Raw genomic sequence first — 13,255 nt, 5'->3', positions numbered from 1 at the left:
TTATTATGACTATACATAATCACATGTCCAGAACCCGCCTGTGGTTCCATTCACTGCTGCTGCCCGAGGGCTGGGCCGACAATGTGCGGCTCACCCTGGCCGACGGGCGTGTCGAGACCATTACACGCGATGCAGTGGCAGAGGCCGGGGACGAGCATCACGAGATCGGCTTGCCAGGCCTGCCTAACCTGCACAGCCACGCTTTCCAGCACGGCATAGCGGGTTTCACCGAGCAACGCGGCCCCAGCGAAGACAGCTTCTGGACCTGGCGCGAGGCGATGTACCGCTTCGTCGACCGCATGGAACCCGAGGATGTCGAGGCCATCGCGGCTCAGGCCTTCCTGGAGATGCTCGAAGGCGGGTTCACGCGCGTCGGCGAGTTTCACTACGTCCACCACGACACCCGGGGTGCGGCCTACGGCGATATCGCCGAGCTTGCGTCAAGGATCGCCGCGGCCGCGTCGGCAACTGGTATCGCGCTCACTCTGCTTCCGGTCTTCTACGCCCATGCCGGTTTCGGCGGACAGCCTGCCGTGCCCGGCCAGCGCCGATTCATCAACGACGTCGATCGGTATGGTCGGCTGATCGACGCCAGCCGGCGGGCCGTATCCCCCCTGCCGGACGCCATCGTCGGCATTGCGCCGCATAGTCTGCGCGCCGCCACACCGGAGGAGATCGCGGCGATCCTGCCACTGGCCGCCGATGGACCTGTGCACATCCACATCGCCGAACAGACCAAGGAGGTCGAGGACTGCCTGGCCTGGAGCGGCAAGCGCCCGGTCGAACTGCTGCTCGATCGGCTGCCCGTCGATGAGCACTGGTGCCTTGTCCACGCCACGCATGTCACGGACGCCGAGGTCGATGGCATGATCGCGCGTCGTGCCGTGGCGGGGCTTTGTCCGATCACGGAAGCCAATCTCGGTGATGGAATCTTCCCGGCTCGCCGCTTCCTCGACAAAGGCGGCCGGTTTGGCGTTGGCTCGGACTCCAATGTCCTGATCGATGCCGCCGAAGAATTGCGCCTTCTGGAATATGGACAACGGCTCGTGCTGCGCTCACGCAATGCGCTCGCCAGCACTTCGACTCCATCAACCGGACGTCGCCTGTTCGACGGCGCTCTCGCTGGGGGCGGCCAGGCTCTTGGAGTCACGAGCGGCATTGCCGTCGGCGCATCGGCCGATTTCATCAGCCTTCAAGCCGACGACAATGCCCTTGTGCATCGGCGCCACGACCAATGGCTCGATGCCTGGATCTTTTCTGGTCGCCACAATCTCGTCGATTGCGTCTGGCGTGCCGGCCGCAAGCTGGTGACGAACGGCCGACATGTGCAGCGCGAGGTGATCGGGCAGCGCTATCGGCAGACGCTCGCCCGCATGCTGCAGGACGCATGACACGCACTGCCGACAAGGCGGGTACGTCGGAGTCGCTTCACCAGAGAATCCTGGGCGACATCGAAGGCCGCATCCTGTCCGGCGCCCTGGCGCCGGGAGCCCGCATCGCCACCGAGCACGAGCTGGCAGCGGCCTACGACTGCTCGCGCATGACGGTCGCCAAGGTACTGACGCAGCTTGCCAGCGCCGGCCTCGTCGAGCGGCGACGCAAGGCCGGCACTTTCGTGCGGCAGCCGAGTTCGCAGGCGGCCATCCTGGAGATCCACGACATCAAGGCCGAGGTACTGGCGCTCGGCCAACCCTATCGCTTCGAGATGATCTCCCGAACGGTGCGGCGCAGCGATCGTCGTGATGGCGACTTTCTTGGCACCAAGACGTCCGGGCGTCTGTTGGAGATTTCCTGCCGTCACTTCGCCCGGCGCAAAGTCTTCTGCCTGGAAGAGCGTCTGATCAACCTTAAGGCAGTGCCGGAAGCGGAGGCCGAGAGTTTTGCCGAGGTGTCGCCGGGCCGGTGGCTGCTCGACACCGTGCCGTGGACCGAAGCCGAGCACCGCATCCGCGCGACGGCAGCGGGCCGCGCCGAGGCTTTGCGGCTCGGGGTTCCGCAGGGCACGTCCTGCCTCGTCGTCGAGCGCCGGACCTGGCGCGGTAAGATGCCGATCACGAACGTGCGCCTGCTCTATCCGGGCGACGCCCACCAGCTCGTGGCCCACTTCACGCCATCGCAGCGGTAATTTACCGGCGGAGTTTCAGTCATTAGGATGTGCCTCAACTATAAAGCAGTGGAGGCACTTTCAAGATGGCAAAATTGTCTCTTCGTCGCCGGCGCGCGCTCGCCCTGTCGGGCGGTCTGCTCGCAGCACCCATGGTCGCATCCGGCGTCGCACGGGCGGCCGATGATTGGCCCAATCGGCCAGTGCGCTACATCGTGGTCTTCCCACCGGGTGGGCCAACCGACACGCTCTCCCGTATCGTCTGCGCCCAGCTCTCGGAACTGACCGGCCAGCAGTTCATCATCGAGAACCGGGCTGGCTCCGGTGGCAACATCGGCGCCGACGTGATCGCCAAGTCCACGCCCGACGGCTACACGATCGGCCTCTATACAATCGCCGCGCACGCGATCTCGCCGACGCTCTACGCCAAGCTGCCGTTCGACGCGGCCAAGGACTTCACCGGCATTGCCATGCTCTGGTCGGTGCCGAACTTCCTCATGACGCGGCTCGATTTCCCGGCGAACACCATTCCCGAGCTGATCGCGCTCGCGAAGGCCAATCCGGGTAAATACTCCTTCGCCTCCTCGGGCGCCGGCACCAGCCCGCACCTGACCGGCGAGATGTTCAAGCAGATGGCCGGCGTCAATATCCTGCATGTCCCCTACAAGGGCAGCGCACCGGCGCATCAAGACATCCTGGCAGGCCAGGTCGACATGATGTTCGACAACATCCCCGGGCCGCTCGGCCTGATGAAGGGCGGCAAGGTGAAGGGCATCGCCGTGACCTCCAAGACGCGGCACCCCGCCGTGCCCGACAAGCCGACGATTGCCGAGTTCCTGCCGGGCTTCGAGATCAGCTCCTGGGGCGGCGTCTGCGGTCCGGCCAATCTGCCGCCGGCGATGGTCGAGAAACTCTCGGCCCTCACCAAAAAGGCACTCGAAACGCCGACAGTGAAGACGGCGTTCGAGCAACAGGGCGCCACCAACATGTGGCTGTCGCCCAAGGACACCGCCGCCTATCGCGCCAACGATGAGAAGAAGCTGGCGCCGATCATCAAGGCGTCCGGCGCCAAGGTCGAGTAGCCGGTCAGTCGTTCAGCGCCGTACGCCCGAGCACCACGTCTTCATAGACGTGGAGCGAGGGCAGGCCGCCCGTGTGCATGAACAGCACCTTGGCATTCGGCTTGAAGTGACCCTGGCGGGCCAGACCGATCAGGCCCGCCATGATCTTCCCGGTGTAGACCGGGTCGAGCAGGATGCCTTCGGTGCGCGCCAGCATCTGGACGGCTTCCACCATCTTGGCGTTGGGCACAGAGTATTTCGGCTGCCAGTAGCCGCCGAAGCTCTTCACCGCCTCGCGCGGCACCTTGCCGATGCCGAGAAGATCGGCCACGGCCTGCGCTTCCTTGTAGACGAGCGGCTCCTGGTCGGCCGGATCGCGGCTGACACCGATGCCGATCAGCGGGATCTTGATGCTGTTGCCGAAAAAGCCTGCCGCCATGCCGCCGTGTGTGCCGGAGCTGCCAGAGCCCACCACCACGGCATCGAACGCCAGCCCCATGTCGTACCACTGCTGCTGCATCTCCTGCACGCAAGCGACATAGCCCAGTCCGCCGATGGCGTTGGAGCCGCCGCCCGGGATGATGTAGCCCTTGCGGCCCAGCGAGGCGACTTCCTGTGCCACCTTCGACATCGCCGCGCCCATGTCCGAGCCGCCGGGCACCACAGTGATGGCCTCGACGCCCATCAGTTCGAACATGAAGTTGTTGCCGCCGGCTTCCTTCTTGTAGCTGCCGGGCACGCGCTCCTCGATCACGAAGCGGCACTTCAGCCCCTCCTTGACTGCGGCCGAGAGCGTGATGCGGCAATGATTGGACTGCGGGGCGCCGCAGGTGATCAGCGTGTCGGCGCCCTGCGCCAAGGCGTCCGCCGCCAGGAACTCGAGCTTACGGGTCTTGTTGCCGCCGGGGAAGAGGCCCAACAGATCATCGCGCTTGATCCAGATTTCCGGACCGACGCCCCCCGGACAGCTTGCCGCCAGCGCCTTGGTGAAATGCGGCAGCAGCTCGATCGGCGTGGGAGCATGCGTGTAGCGACGACGCGGAAAACGGGCCAAATCCATTCTATCGACTCCAGTCCTGGACTGCGGTGACGTTCAGTTATTCGACAATGACGCCGCAGGCGATGCGATCGCCGGCATTGCCTGTCGGGTCGGTCTTATAGTCGTCGGCGCCGGCATGAATGATGATGGCCGAACCATCCGCATCGAACACCGAGTTCGGTTGCCCCTTGGCCAAAGTGACCATGTGATTGGCCACGTCGACCGTCAGCTCGCCATTGGCCGGCACATAGAGGTTCGGCATGTCACCGGCGTGCGAGCCCTCTTTGGCTTCCATGCCGTGCTTCTTGTCGGCCGGATTGAAGTGGCCACCGGCGCTGGTGAAGGGCGGTTCGCACTTGCCGACCGCGTGGATGTGGAAGGCATGCTCGCCGGGGGCAACGCCCTTCAGGGCCATCTTAAGCAGCACACCATGCGGCGTCTGGATGAGCTGGACCGTGCCCACGTCCTTGCCGCTGGCGTCCTTCAACGCCGCCTTGGCGGTCTGGGCGTGTGCCGGAAGCGACGCAGCGATGCCCAAGGTGCAGGCGACAGACAAGGCAGCGAAAAATCGGCCAATACGCATCGTGTCCTCCGGTTGTTCAGGCCAGGTAAGGTGAAAAGGAGACTACTCCAGCATCTTCGGGGGCCGGTAGAGCGGAAAGCCGTTGAACGGCTTGGACCGGTTGTGATCCGGCACTTCGTAGAAGCTCGACTTGCCGGCATTGTGCAGGCCGCCATCCACGCGCAGCGACGTGCCGGTGACGTAGGCCGCGGCATCGCTCAGCAGGTAGACGATGGCAGCTGCGATCTCCGACTCAGTGCCGTGCCGTTTCAGCGGCACCCGGGTCTTCACACCGCGCAGCACATCGTGGGCACGTTCGGGATAGCGGTCGAAGCCCGAGGACGCGATGAAACCCGGCAGCACGGAATTCACGCGCACGCCCGAATGCGCCCATTCGACCGAGGCGGTGTAAGTGAAGTTGGTCTGGCCGGCGCGCGCGGCCCCGTTGTGACCCATGCCGGGATTACCGAGTTCGAAATCGGCGCCGACATTCACGATGGCGCCACCGTGCTTTTCCATCGAGCCGAGATAGACCGCCTTGGAGACCAGGAAGGTCGCAGTCATGTTGTTGTTCACGACGGCATTCCAGCCGTTCAGCGAGATGTCCTTGAGCTGGGCTGGGAACTGGCCGCCGGCGTTGTTCACCAGCCCGTCGATGCGCCCTCCACTCCAGGCCAGCACGCCATCGACCATGGCCTTGACCTCCTCCTCGCGCCTGAGATCGGCGGCGAAGGTGAAGGTATCGAGATCGCCCAGCTCCTCTTTCACCTGGTCGAGCTTCTCCTGGGTGCGGCCCGCGATCGCCAGCCGCGCGCCGAGTGATTTCAGCTCGTGTGCAGTGCACCGCCCCAGCCCGGAGCCGCCACCGGTGACGAGGATAGTGCGGCCAGCGAACAGGCCGGGACGAAAGACGGACGCGTACTGCAGATCATTACTCATCCCGACAGCCTAGAGCGGCTTTCGATCAAGTGGAACCGCGCAAGCGGTTCCACTTGATCGGAAACGCACTGTTTCAAACATCTTTGCTTCAGGCATTTTACGTCCGGCCGAGTCCGGCCGAACGCAAAATGCTCTAGCCCTGACGGCTGCGCAACGCGAGGCGGCCGAGCCGATGCTGCAACAGCCGCATCAAGGCAAAGCCTGCCTGCAGGGTGATGCCGAAACAGACGATGCCAATGGCGAACAGCACCATCTTGTCGCCAAGCGTCGGCATCCGCTCGGCCTCGCGCAGGATCACTGCAATGCCCTCGCTGACACCAATGGCCGCCCCCGCACTGGACGACATCACCAGCACGAAATAAGCGCGCGTGACGTTGGGCAGGAAGAGCAATGCGCCGAGCGGCGAGCCGTCGCGAAGCTGCTTCAGGGCCTCGCTGCCATTGTCAGCGACATAGGCCGCTGCATAGGGCACCAGCGACAGGGCGACCGTCATGACGCCGGACGGCGCGACATTGACGCCGAATAGAGTCGCATCGGATGGGATGATGTTCAGCAGGAAGAACATCACGACGAAGGTCGGCGCCGCCCGCATCAAGCCGATGAGCGTCACGGCGATCGCTCCCACCACACCACCAACCAGCTTTGCCCAGGTGAGCAGGCCGCCGACGGCGAGACCGACAAGAAGCGCAATCGCTGCGATCTCGAAGTTCACCACCATGCCAGCGAGGAGCTGCGGCAGGAAATCGGGGGAGACGCGGCTCATGCTGTCACCTGACGGCGTTCGAGCCATATTTGCAGCTTGCCGCAGAGCCAGACCACGACGATCACGACCGCGATATAGAACACGAGCAGCAGCGAATAGGTGCTGGCGCGCCCGCTGGCAAAGGAAGTGATGTCGGTCAACGCGCTGAGCAGCTCTGGTGCGCCGATGAAGCTCGCGATGGGTGTGCCCTTCGCCGCATTGATCAGGAAGGACACGATCTGTGTAGCCGACCGGCTGACGGCGCGGCCGTACAGCTCGGTCGTGGGCGCGGGTGGCCCGCCCCTCTCCGTCCGAAGCGAATGCAGGGCTTCGGCGATCGCCTGACCGGCATTGCTGCCATTCATCAGACCAAGCGCCACGATGGCCGCACCGATCGCCACAGCGGAGGAGTACGGGAAGAGAGCGTGTGCGACCGCAGCGGAGATGACCAGGGTCAGGACGACTGGCGAGGATTGCAGAACGACGATGAGAAGCCGAGCCGGCCAGCGCAGTACGAAGGAGCGCGAGCTCTGCACCGCACCCAGCGCCAGGGCGAAGATCAGCGTCGCCGCCAGCGCGCCGACCACCAGTATCAGCGAATTGATAATGCCGGCCTTGAAGAGTTGCCACGCCGGCATGGTCTTGAACATCGGGAGCTGCAGGGCGATGCCGGTATGCTGCTCCATCCAGGCTTCGAAAGCCGCGACGCGCCCAGCGAACGGCGTCGGCTCCAGCACCGCGGTGAGCGCGGGAAGAACACAGGCCGGATCGGTGTTGCCGCTCGCCGTGTTGCAGTCAGGCCGATTCCAGACGATGCGTTGGCGTTCGAGGAAGCCGGTGCCAACGTGATTCTCCTTCGCGATCTTCAGGAACTCGCCGTCGCGATGGAAGATCTGGCTGATCAGATCGAGCGCCTTTGCCAATCGATCAGTGCCAGACTGGGCAACAGCCACTCCCCAGGGCACCTGGGCAAAACCGAACTTCTGGTCGAAGCGCGCGGTGAAAGCCGGGTCGGTGAAATAGTAGGCGAAGAAGCTGTCGTCCTGCGCCGCCAAGGTGCAGACCTCATCGCGTAGTCTGTCCGGCAACACACCGGCTTCGTCGAACAGCATCAGGCGCGCATTGTGCGAGACGATCTGCGCGTTGGAGCCATTGCCGATCGTGACGCAGATCGTGCGGTTGGAGACGTCGGGCCAATCCTTGATGTCCAGCGACTTCGGACCAACGATCGTCGTTTCGGACTGGTAATAGTGCGGACGGATGAACCGCACCTGACTGTCACGCTGGGCATTGTGGCCCATCGTGGCGATGGTGAGATCGATCTTGTCGTCTGCCAGCAGCGGAATACGGCTGGCGGCGTTGACGCGTGTGAATTCGGGCGTGAGGCCCAGACGTTCGGCCATGGCTCGGCCGACATCCACGTCATAGCCGAGACGCTCCCGGCCCTCGCGCGTGCCGAACAGCGGATAGTATTCGCGCACACCGATGCGAATCTTACCGGTGCAATAGAGCCGGACGAGCCGATCCAGACCGGATTGGCTGCAGGCGCCGGGCACTGCCGCGGCAGCACGCGCCTCGGTGAGCAGCGTGGTGAGCGCGGCGTCCGGCGTTTCCGCCTGGACGACCGGAGCCACGAGCAAAACAAGCCACGCCAAAAAGACGAACAGACCACGCCGGATGGACATCTCAGCTCTGTGTTCCGACGGGAGCGATCTCCACGATGTGAAGGTCGGCGAAGACATGGGGGCCGTAGCGATGGATCGACTTGCCGTCCTCCGCCAGCAGCACCGACGGCGTCATCAGCGCGAGCTTCTCGTTGGCAATGTGGACTAGCACCGAGGCAAGAACCGTGAGCGCGAGCCCGTGACGCGCGGCAAGGACACGTGAGCGCTCGACATCGACAAAAGCATTATGGGTGAGAACCGCCCGCGCCTTTGCGGTGAAGTGGTCTGCCAGGCCCTCGAGGAAAGAATCGAGAAACTCCCGGCCGTCGACACCGCCCGAGCTCCAAGTCGGCAGACGACCCGCGACTTCGACATGCTCCATCGGGAAGTGCGGGAGGTTGGCGACGATCAGGTCGAAGCGGCGACCCGCCACGGGTTGCCACATGTCGCCACGGAAAAGCTGGGCATCGTGGCCAAGCTCACGCAGCAACAACCGCCCCGTGGACACGGCCTCGTCCTCGATGTCGACGCCACTCAACGAGGTTGCCCCCATCGCGCCCAAAGCCGCCAGCACGACGCCGCTGCCGCATCCCATTTCGAGGACCTTCGCGCCCTGCACGCACTCGGGGCGACGCCGCAGGACATGGATCAGGGCTGCCGTGTATTCGCTTGGTCGTAAGGCCGCTGTGGCAGGGGAAGGCTTGGCGATATCCAGCATGGTTGGCGATCTATCTGTCGGTCAGCGCGACATCTGGCGCTGGACGCGTGGCGTGGTTTCCGTAGCAACGAGACGCTTGGCCATCTCGTTGGCTACCGTATCTTCGGGATACTCGATCAGGATCTCGCGATAGCGCTCGAGTGCCAGTGCGAAATCTTCGGACATCAGTGCCTCGTAGGCCACGCGCGTCATGCGGCAGAGTTTCTCGGTGGCGGCATCGGGCTCGAACTCCTCGCCGATCCCATAGGCGCCAACCAGTTCGTAGATCGGCACCTTCGAGCGGCGCCCTTTGACCACGACATCGTCGACCGGCCGGACACAGAGCCGCTCGCCAGCTTCCTTGAACACCGAATGGCTGATGCAGATGCGCGTGCCGTACTCCTTGTTGATGCCTTCGAGGCGCGCAGCGACGTTCACACCGTCACCCATCACCGTGTAGCTCATGCGTTCCTTGGAACCAATGTTGCCGACGAGGACGGCGTCGCTGTGGATGCCGACTCGGATGCGCATCGGCTTGCTGCCTTCGGCTTCCCAGCGCGCATTGAGGGCGGCCATGCTCTTGCGAATGCGTAAGGCCGCGAAGCAGGCGCGCAGCGCATGGTCGTCGAGTAACGCCGGAGCGCCCCAAAAAGCCATGACGCCATCGCCGATGAACTTGTCGATGGTGCCGTGCTCTTCGTTCACGGCCTTGGTCACGATCTCAAGATAGGCCGAGACGCGCAACAGCAGCTCTTGCGACGGCAACTCCTCGGACAGCGACGAGAAGGCTTCGAGATCGGAGAAGAAGATGGTGAGGAAACGGCTGTGGCCGCCCAGTTCGAGTTTCTGGTCGGACTCGAGCAGCTCACGGACGAGCCCTACGGGCACGAAGGCAGAAAAGGACTTCACTGCGGTGTCGAGCGTATCGATAGCACGCGACAGCAACGCCACCTCGCGAATGGGCGAATGCAGTGGAGGCAGGTTCTCGCCCCCGAGATCCTGGATCCGCGTCACCTTGCGCGCGAGATTCTCCAAGGGAGAAGAGATGACGCTCGATAGGAAATAGATAATCAGGATCTGCAAGGCGATGGCGATCAGACCGAAGATGAACAGCTTGTTGTTGTGCTCGGCAAAGATGCTGGTGAAATCGGCGAGCGGCGTGACGACGAAGAGTTGCCACTTCTTGCCGAATGAAGCTGGCAAGGTCGTGAGACTCGCGACGTATTCCTTGCCGCCATGGGAGAAGGAAAACATCTTCTCGTCGCCACGCGGACGAAAGCCGAAGGCGACCGCCGGCAGTTCATTGCCCAGCGAGGTGACGTGCTGCAGCTCGACGCGACCGGCGTGGCTGGCATAGGTCTTGCTGCGCTCCGAATTGGCGATGACCCTGCCCTGGTGGTCGAGAATGTAGGAGAGCGTGCCCGGGCTCACCTTGTGGTCGGCGAGATAGCTGGAAAGATCGTCGAGGGTAATATCGGCAGCGGCTACGCCCTGCAGCTTGCCGTCCTGGTAGAACGGCGCACCAACCGTGAACCCGACCAAGCCGAGCGTCGCGAAGACATCGACGTCGCTCACGGAAATAGCACCCGTCTGCTGGGCCGTGCGATACCACAAACGCGCCCGCGGATCGTAAGACGTGGTCTGCTCGGAGCTGCCCAGTTCCCGACGCTCGGCGTCGAGGAATATATAGTGGTCGATGGGCGCGGCCCGTAGCGACGGATCGATCCAACGTTCGGCATAGCGCGTGCCCGGCGGTGGCAGCTTGCCTTGAATCTCGACCGCCGGATCGATCTGGCGGGCCTGGCGGAACGCACCATCGGTCAGGCCGACATAGGCACTGATGATCCGTTCGCTGTGCTGGAGAATACTGAAGAGATAGGCAACCGATCGCTTGCTGGCGAAGAACTCGGGCTGCTCGCTGCCGACGGCAGCTGCGCTACGGACCAAGGACTTGATGGGCTCGAAAACGTTCTGGATGTTCTCGACGGCCTCGACATTGAAGCGCTTCAGGAGGCTTTCGGCGTTGTCGCGCGCGATTCGCTCATTCGAAACGTAATTCACCGCCACGATCGCGATGAAAACAGGCACCGTCAGAAGGACGAACAGCGTCAGGATGCTGGGACGCAGGCGCAGATTTGTATCGTGAAGAAGTCTCATGCACCCACTGCCCCTGCCCACCTCCCCCAAGGCGATTCATTCACTATAATTGAAAGGAGATTCAGCGTCCAACGGGTGCAGAGAGTCTTCTCAGAAGACCGTCTCAGGAGGGAGGGCGCTTCAGATGCCAGTCAGTGACCTGCTGATAGGCATGGCCTGCCGCCAGAATGGACCCTTCGTCGAAGGCACGGCCGGCGATCTGGAAGCCAGCGGGCACACCATGGCGTGTCATTCCGCCCGGCAAGGTGAGCGTAGGATGACCGCTCATGTCGATCGGAGCCGTGTAACGCAGCCGCCCAGCCACGGCCTCGACATCGCGACCGCCCTCCGCCAAGGCCTCGAGTGACCAGACGGCCCGACTCATCACCGGCAAAAGGAGCAGATCGACCGAGGCCAGGAGCTTGTCGAGTTCGCCTTTCAGTGCCGCGCGCCGCAACAGCAGCTTTTGGAGATCGACTCCTGAAAGCTTCAAGCCGGCGTCGAGGAGACCTGCGAGCACGGGCCCATACTCACTGGCGTGCTTCGGATAGGTTTCGGCATGCGCCACGGCAGCCTCGACCGCGCACAGTGGCACCCAGTCGTAGGACGCCTCGAAGAAGCTCGCCGGCAAGGTCGTGTCGACAATCGTGCCCCCTGCCTTCTTGAAGACCTCGACGGCACCGGCGAGCGCGCGTTCGGAATCCTCATCGAGGTCGCGAAAGTTCGTCGGCAGGCCGATGCTCTTGCCCTTCACGCCCGATGAAATGGTGGCTGCGTAGTCAGGCACCGGCATGCCAGCCGCTGTCGCGTCGTCTGGATCGGCGCCAGCAATGACGCCCAGGACGAGCGCTGAATCGAGAGCGCTGCGCGCCATCGGGCCGATATGGTCGAGGGACTCGCCCAGCGGGAAGACGCCGGCGCGACTCACCCTGCCCCAGGTCGGTTTGAGACCGCTCAACCCGTTCATCGTCGAAGGAAAGCGGATCGAACCTCCCGTATCGGAGCCCAGCGAGGCAAAGCAGAGACCGGCCGCCGTCGCGGCGCCGGATCCCGACGAGGAGGAACCCGTCCAATAGGCAGCGTTCCAGGGATTGAGCGGCGCCGGGATGCTGGGATGGTGTGCGCCATAGGCGCCCTCCGTCATCTGCAGCTTGCCAAGGATGACGGCGCCCGCTTCCTTGAGGCGCGTCACGACCGTTGCATCCTTTGCAGGCACGTTCGCACGGTGGATGGCCATGCCGGCGGCCGTCGCAACACCTGCCGTGTTGCAAAGATCCTTCACCGCGATCGGCACGCCATGCAGCGCACCGCGCGACTTGCCCGCCGCTGTCTCGGCATCGAGGCGCGCCGCATCGGCCAACGCGCGCTCGGCGGTCAGCGTCGCGTAGCTCTTGAGTTTGGGGTCGACCTTGGCGATGCGATCGAGCATCGACTGTGTCACTTCGACGGACGACAGCTTGCGCGCCTTCAGGCGCCGCGCGACCTCGTCGAGCGACAGGTAATGCAAATCGGCCGGCATGCGTACTCCTTCACAACGACTTATCCATCACCTGGATATGTTCGCCGCGATAGTCGCGCTGCTCAAGCGCTCTCCAGCCGAGACCGGTATAAAGCGCTGGGGCCGAAGACGTAAAAAGATAGAGACGCGAGTACCCGAACCGGCGTGCAGCATCCTCGACGGTGCGCACGAGCGCCGACGCGATGCCCTTCTTGCGATGTTCGGGAGGGACGAAGACGCTCGCAAGCCACGGATTGCGAGGATCGCCGTCGAGGTCGTCGAAGATAAGAGAGGCGGTACCGACGATGCGGTCTTCCTCGTCGAGGGCGACGAACGCGACCGGGACACGATCGACGTTCATCTTTCCCCGGATCCTGGCCGTGCGCTGTTCGAGCGTCTGATCAGGATTGAGATGGCCCCACTCGGCGAAACCCCAGGCCGAGACTTGTTCGACCAGATCGGGACGTTCGACGAGCGGGGCTACTCTCATGCCGTTAGTCGGCGGCCTTCAGGTTGACCGCTGCCGAACGACCACGCTCGGTGGCGATCTCGTAGCTGATCTTCTGGCCTTCGTTGAGGCCGTTCATGCCCGAACGCTCCACCGCGCTGATGTGGACGAACACGTCCTTGCCGCCATCGCTCGGCTGAATGAAGCCGAAGCCCTTGGTGGCATTGAACCACTTGACGGTGCCTGTAGCCATCTCTCTCTCCTAGGCTGGTAGACGAGCACATACATATGCGCGCAAACGGAGCGCTCGCTGCAACCGTCTGCGACAACCGTGGAATTTGGGGAAAAGCTCGTGGTGGAAAGTC

13 protein-coding genes are annotated in these 13,255 nt (G+C 63.6%); 3 read left to right on the top strand and 10 right to left on the bottom strand.

Features of this window, described 5'->3' with window-relative positions; all coding sequences use genetic code 11:
- The first annotated feature begins 23 nt into the window (after nt 1-23).
- From EPO50_RS21995 to EPO50_RS21985, 3 genes are all read left to right on the top strand, one after another.
- Nucleotides 24-1,391 (top strand): formimidoylglutamate deiminase, encoded by a 1,368-nt coding sequence (locus EPO50_RS21995; RefSeq protein WP_296347508.1) that lies wholly within the window; start codon nt 24-26, stop codon nt 1,389-1,391.
- Nucleotides 1,388-2,125 carry a histidine utilization repressor gene (gene hutC, locus EPO50_RS21990; RefSeq protein ID WP_296347507.1) on the top strand — a complete coding sequence of 246 codons (738 nt, stop codon included), beginning with the start codon at nt 1,388-1,390 and terminating at the stop codon, nt 2,123-2,125. The genes EPO50_RS21995 and hutC overlap by 4 nt, the downstream gene beginning before the upstream one ends.
- A gap of 65 nt (nt 2,126-2,190) precedes the next feature.
- Nucleotides 2,191-3,186 carry a tripartite tricarboxylate transporter substrate binding protein gene (locus tag EPO50_RS21985; RefSeq protein WP_296347505.1) on the top strand — a complete coding sequence of 332 codons (996 nt, stop codon included), beginning with the start codon at nt 2,191-2,193 and terminating at the stop codon, nt 3,184-3,186.
- Nucleotides 3,187-3,190: 4 nt separating this feature from the next.
- Here the strand turns inward: EPO50_RS21985 and EPO50_RS21980 are convergent, their stop codons facing one another.
- The 10 genes from EPO50_RS21980 to EPO50_RS21935 form a co-directional block, all read right to left on the bottom strand.
- Entirely contained in the window at nt 3,191-4,225 is a 1,035-nt protein-coding gene (locus EPO50_RS21980; protein WP_296347503.1) for a D-cysteine desulfhydrase, read from the bottom strand.
- A gap of 37 nt (nt 4,226-4,262) precedes the next feature.
- On the bottom strand, nt 4,263-4,787 hold the full coding sequence (locus tag EPO50_RS21975; RefSeq protein WP_296347502.1) for a superoxide dismutase family protein: 525 nt from the start codon (nt 4,785-4,787) through the stop codon (nt 4,263-4,265).
- Nucleotides 4,788-4,829: 42 nt separating this feature from the next.
- Entirely contained in the window at nt 4,830-5,705 is an 876-nt protein-coding gene (locus tag EPO50_RS21970; protein ID WP_296347499.1) for an SDR family oxidoreductase, read from the bottom strand.
- Between the two features lie 133 nt (nt 5,706-5,838).
- Entirely contained in the window at nt 5,839-6,468 is a 630-nt protein-coding gene (locus tag EPO50_RS21965; RefSeq protein ID WP_296347497.1) for a hypothetical protein, read from the bottom strand.
- Nucleotides 6,465-8,132 carry a transporter substrate-binding domain-containing protein gene (locus EPO50_RS21960; RefSeq protein WP_296347495.1) on the bottom strand — a complete coding sequence of 556 codons (1,668 nt, stop codon included), beginning with the start codon at nt 8,130-8,132 and terminating at the stop codon, nt 6,465-6,467. Before EPO50_RS21960 ends, EPO50_RS21965 begins: the two co-directional genes overlap by 4 nt.
- Nucleotide 8,133: 1 nt before the next feature.
- Nucleotides 8,134-8,829 (bottom strand): methyltransferase domain-containing protein, encoded by a 696-nt coding sequence (locus EPO50_RS21955; protein WP_296347494.1) that lies wholly within the window; start codon nt 8,827-8,829, stop codon nt 8,134-8,136.
- A 21-nt stretch (nt 8,830-8,850) separates the two neighbouring features.
- A complete protein-coding gene (locus tag EPO50_RS21950) occupies nt 8,851-10,965 on the bottom strand; it encodes an adenylate/guanylate cyclase domain-containing protein (protein ID WP_296347491.1) in 2,115 nt (704 codons plus the stop codon).
- Between the two features lie 103 nt (nt 10,966-11,068).
- Nucleotides 11,069-12,463 (bottom strand): amidase, encoded by a 1,395-nt coding sequence (locus EPO50_RS21945; RefSeq protein WP_296347489.1) that lies wholly within the window; start codon nt 12,461-12,463, stop codon nt 11,069-11,071.
- 10 nt (nt 12,464-12,473) lie between these two features.
- Nucleotides 12,474-12,932, bottom strand: coding sequence for a GNAT family N-acetyltransferase (locus tag EPO50_RS21940; protein ID WP_296347487.1), 459 nt, complete (start codon nt 12,930-12,932; stop codon nt 12,474-12,476).
- Between the two features lie 4 nt (nt 12,933-12,936).
- Nucleotides 12,937-13,143 (bottom strand): cold-shock protein, encoded by a 207-nt coding sequence (locus EPO50_RS21935; RefSeq protein ID WP_296347485.1) that lies wholly within the window; start codon nt 13,141-13,143, stop codon nt 12,937-12,939.
- Nucleotides 13,144-13,255: the final 112 nt, after the last annotated feature.

The organism is Reyranella sp., assembly GCF_004297405.1.
Classification (GTDB): Bacteria; Pseudomonadota; Alphaproteobacteria; order Reyranellales; family Reyranellaceae; genus Reyranella.
The sequence above is the reverse complement of the archived record's forward strand: the minus strand, read 5'-3'. Positions and strand labels throughout refer to the sequence as shown.